The 4,239-nt window shown below is 44.5% G+C and carries 7 protein-coding genes; 3 read left to right on the plus strand and 4 right to left on the minus strand.

From position 1 onward, the window contains the following. The 3 genes from A3763_RS17950 to cobO form a co-directional block, all read left to right on the plus strand. Positions 1–862: iron ABC transporter permease (locus tag A3763_RS17950; RefSeq protein WP_068760286.1), on the plus strand; the 862-nt coding region annotated here is incomplete at its 5' end. 9 nt (positions 863–871) lie between these two features. Then, positions 872–1,732 carry a cobalamin-binding protein gene (locus A3763_RS17955; RefSeq protein WP_082865058.1) on the plus strand — a complete coding sequence of 287 codons (861 nt, stop codon included), beginning with the start codon at positions 872–874 and terminating at the stop codon, positions 1,730–1,732. A 39-nt stretch (positions 1,733–1,771) separates the two neighbouring features. Continuing rightward, a complete protein-coding gene (cobO, locus tag A3763_RS17960) occupies positions 1,772–2,380 on the plus strand; it encodes a cob(I)yrinic acid a,c-diamide adenosyltransferase (RefSeq protein ID WP_082865318.1) in 609 nt (202 codons plus the stop codon). A 29-nt stretch (positions 2,381–2,409) separates the two neighbouring features. Here cobO and A3763_RS17965 read toward each other — a convergent pair whose 3' ends face one another. The 4 genes from A3763_RS17965 to flgA all read right to left on the minus strand — a co-directional run. After that, positions 2,410–3,033 (minus strand): class I SAM-dependent methyltransferase, encoded by a 624-nt coding sequence (locus A3763_RS17965; RefSeq protein ID WP_231872240.1) that lies wholly within the window; start codon positions 3,031–3,033, stop codon positions 2,410–2,412. Positions 3,034–3,070: 37 nt separating this feature from the next. After that, the gene (locus tag A3763_RS17970; protein WP_068507235.1) at positions 3,071–3,544 is read right to left on the minus strand and encodes a flagella synthesis protein FlgN; all 474 of its coding nucleotides are present in this window, start codon (positions 3,542–3,544) and stop codon (positions 3,071–3,073) included. 30 nt (positions 3,545–3,574) lie between these two features. Next, positions 3,575–3,877, minus strand: coding sequence for a flagellar biosynthesis anti-sigma factor FlgM (gene flgM / locus A3763_RS17975; protein ID WP_068507233.1), 303 nt, complete (start codon positions 3,875–3,877; stop codon positions 3,575–3,577). Between the two features lie 90 nt (positions 3,878–3,967). Further along, a partial coding sequence (gene flgA, locus A3763_RS17980; protein ID WP_068760288.1) for a flagellar basal body P-ring formation chaperone FlgA occupies positions 3,968–4,239 on the minus strand: 272 nt, incomplete at its 5' end.

Consider the following 4,239-nt stretch of genomic DNA (forward strand, 5'->3'; position numbering starts at 1 on the left):
TGAGCAAGTACTACTCGATCTGCGTCTTCCACGCCTGATACTTGCTTTCTTTGCGGGGGCTGGTTTGTCTTTAGCCGGTGCAGTTCTGCAAACGGTTACTCGAAATCCGCTGGCTGACCCTTATTTGTTTGGTATTTCCTCAGGCGCCTCATTTGGCGCTGTGCTGGTCATTGCCGCAGGTGGAGCTAGTTCAATGCTAAGTGATGCTGGTCTGTATGATCTCGGTATCACTGCTGGAGCGTTTATTGGCAGTGCTGTGTCGGTTATTCTGGTTATCTCTCTTTCGGGTATGGGGGCGCAAATTGAACGAATGTTATTAGCCGGCGTTGCGGTTTCTTTTATGTTCAGCGCGGCAACGAGCTTGGTTTTATATATGGCTGATGCTCAAGCCGTTGCATCGCTTATTTTTTGGACTATGGGTAGTTTTAGTAAAGCTCACTGGGGAGCATTATGGATGCCGTCTTTAGTTATTCTTATTTGTATCGCAATATTTTTTGCCAATCACCGGCGTTTGCGTGTCATGCTTGCGGGGGATGAAAGTGCGACCGCATTAGGAGTGGATGTAAAGCGTTTGCGAATTTCTATGTTATTGCTTAGTTCTTTGTTAACGGCAACGTTGGTTGCAAATTGTGGTGGCATAGGCTTTGTTGGTTTAATGGTGCCCCATATTGTTAGAAGGTTGCTAGAGCGCCGGAGTAAGCACGTTTTAACGGCGTGTGTATTATTGGGTGGTTGTTTCATGGTATGGGTTGATGTGCTTGCACGTACCTTGATCGATAATAATGAGCTACCCGTTGGTGTCATTACAGCAGCAATTGGTAGTGCCTTCTTTCTTCTGGTTCTTCGTCGTCGAGGATGGTAAATCGTGCTTATGTTCAGAGTACTTAATCTATTGCTTTTGCTAGTCTTGGCTTTTCAAGCTTCCTTGTCTCATAGTGACGAAACTTCCCACGCACCCTTTGTTGCAAAGCGAATCGTAGCGCTTTCTCCACACTCAGTTGAGTTATTATTTTCTCTAGGTGCTGGAAGTAGAATCGTAGCAACGACAAGCTATGCTGATTTTCCTGATGAAGCTAAGAGAATACCTCAGGTCGGTGGTTACAATGGGATTCAACTTGAGAGTGTGCTCGCCTTAAAACCGGACTTGATTGTTGCTTGGGAAGGAGGCAATCCTGCCGGTGATATTGATCGCCTAGAACGCTTGGGCTTAAAGGTCTATCGTAGTGAAACCAAGCGTATGGCAGATATTGAAACGGAAATCATAGAGCTGGGGGCCTTGACTGGGCTGAATGCGAAAGCCGCGGAGCTCGTTGCAACGTTTAAGCAAGACTGGCAGGGCATACAGAAAGAGAATCATCATAAAGCGCCAATAAGCTTCTTTTACCAGTTGTGGAATGAGCCCTTAAGAACGATAGGTGCGGGCAGCTGGATCAATGAAATTTTAACGAGTTGTGGTGGAGTAAATATATTTGATGATACTTCGCTAGATTATCCGCAAGTGAGTCTAGAGGTTATTCTCAAGGCGAAACCTAAAGTGATCATTGTTCCTTCGCATCATGGTGCAGAATTGGGCGATGCACAACAATGGGCTACCTGGCGCGAGATTCCAGCAGTAAGAAATCAGCATATATTTTCCGTGAATGGTGACGTAATGCATCGTTTTTCACTTCGCGTGATTGATGGAATGAAGTCCGTTTGCAGTGCTTTAGATCAAGTCAGAGCCCGCTCATAAAATAAATAATCTAACCTACCTTCCTGAAGGAGTACGACCTTGGAAAAGCAAGATAAAAATGCTTCACATAAAAAGAAGATGCAAAAACAAAAGGCCAATGTAGACGCTAATATCGAGGCAGCCAATATTGAACGTGGTGTCTTAATAGTGCTTACAGGAAATGGCAAGGGAAAGAGCAGTTCTGCTTTTGGCATGGTTTTGCGGGCCTTGGGCTATGACCATAAGGTTGGAGTAGTACAGTTTATCAAGGGGGCACAGCTTTCAGGTGAAGAGCTTTACTTAAAAAACAAATTGCCAGATGTAGACTTCTATCAAATGGGGACTGGCTTTACCTGGAACACGCAAGATCGAGAAGCAGATATCGAAGCGGCCGAAAAAACCTGGAAGGTAGCGGAGAAAATGCTTGCAGATGACAGCTACAACTTGGTCGTGCTGGATGAGCTGACCTATATGATTGCCTATAAATACCTTGAAGAAGAACGAATTCTTTCTGCTTTGCGAGATAGGCCTTTTGAGCAAAGCGTGATTGTTACCGGACGAGGTGGTGGCTCTGCGTTGCAGGAGTTAGCTGATACGGTATCAGAGATTAAAGAGATCAAGCACGCCTATAAGGCGGGCGTTAAGGCTCGTGAAGGGGTTGATTATTAGGCGCTGAGCAAAAGTAAATGAGTACTGTTTTATCTTTTGATTAGCAATACTGTGTCGTAAGAGATGACCTCTAGCTGGCAGTCGAACAATGCAGCAATATATTGAAAGGTTTTAACGGAATAGAAGCTGATGTGAGTTGGGTCTTTCGTATACTGCCAATTCACGATGCCTTGCTTTGGGGGTTGTTTTGTCATAATGCCCAAGACTCCTTTCTTTTTCAGCATCTTAAACAAGAGCTCAAATACCTCTTTTGGCTTGCTCAGATGTTCGACAACCTCTGTACTGGTAATAAAGTCGTAGCGGCCACTTAAAGGGCTTTTGTCTGGCATGTAGAAAGGATCGTACTCTTCTACGTTAAAGCCCTTTTCACGCATCATGATTGATAAAGTTGGTCCGGGTCCGCAGCCGAAATCAAGCCCATTGGCAAAGGGTTCTAGTTGAGATATCAGCGGCATAGATAACTTCTCTAGAAAGCGCCGATATCCTTTGTCTTCGGGGTTGTTTTCATGCAAATCATAGATTGATTTTTCATACCCGGGCGAGATGTGAAACTGCTTAGGAACAAATATCAGGTCACAGTGCGCACAGTTAAGGTATTCTCTGTCTACTTTGCTGTGTGAATCTCGGTGAATAGCCCTTGTTTCTTTTGACAAGCATAAAGGGCATTCATGAGTAGTTGGGGGTGGGGTATCAGGCCTGGCCAATGCGATGGGTGGATCCGTAACTTTGCTCTTTACCTTGTTGGCCATAAAGATTTTGCGTTTTGTTTTGGCCGCGGATGATTGTCATCAACTTATTCGTGCGCTGTAAGGAGCGACTAATAATGCTTCCGTTGACCTGGTTAGTATCTTTGCATTGTTGCATTTTCTCGCGGGAAGTTTGCCATAAGTTAACTAAATCATCATCATTTAGTGTTTGTAGCTTTTCCTCAACGTGTCCAGGTTTAATGCCAAGCCCAGACTCGGCTATTAACCTGGCCTTAATTTTTCCGCGAGACTCTAATTGTTGGACAGTTTGAGTTTTGTGTTTGGATAATAGAGAAATTTGATCGGTGTTGCGCGTTGTTAGGGTTTGCTTTTCTTGGTCCAAGAGCTTCTTTAAGGTATCTAGATCGACAATATCTTGACGGAGTAAGTTCTTAAGCTGCTCGGTAAACTCTGACATAGTAGACCTCATTGGAGTAATTAATGATAATTACCCCAAATCAAGCATTTTTCGAGCCAAGTTATCAGAGTCTGGCTGATATTCACCACGTTCTATACGAGCTTTTACCTCATCGACGCGGCTTTGGTTTACTTCAGGCAGTGATTTAATCTCTGCTTCAATGCGAGCAAGATTTTGTGCCGAGGAGCTAAAGCTAACGCTGTCTTTAGCATTTTCGCTTGAAGGGGGCTGCCCTTGAGCGGGGTTACTAATGCTCTCAACAGACTTTCCAGCCTGATTTCGTTTGGGGCCATCTGTGCGATTAGAGCCAATGCCATTTATATCAATATTCATGGTGATGCATCCTTAAATCTTTCTATGCCTAATATATCGGCATGCGATCTTAATACTTTAGCTAAATCTTACAGTAAATTATGTTTTTTTCTAAAGTGTTATTATTACAAGGCCGGGCTCACTTACGCGAGCCTTTACAACACGCTTCGACTGCAGGTTTTGTACGGGTATTTGCTGCCCCAACGCCCCGTCAGTCATAGCGGTGCCGTTCATTCTAACCGAAATTGCACTATTGCTGGCAACGATTACAACATTATCGCCGCGCTTAACCAGCTTTGGCGGTGTTAAATGGCCAGGTTGAATTGTTGATCCGGGCCTAATTGAGCGCCGAGCTACCATACCTTCGACGTCAGATAGCTGTT

The organism is Oleiphilus sp. HI0128 (genome assembly GCF_001635365.1).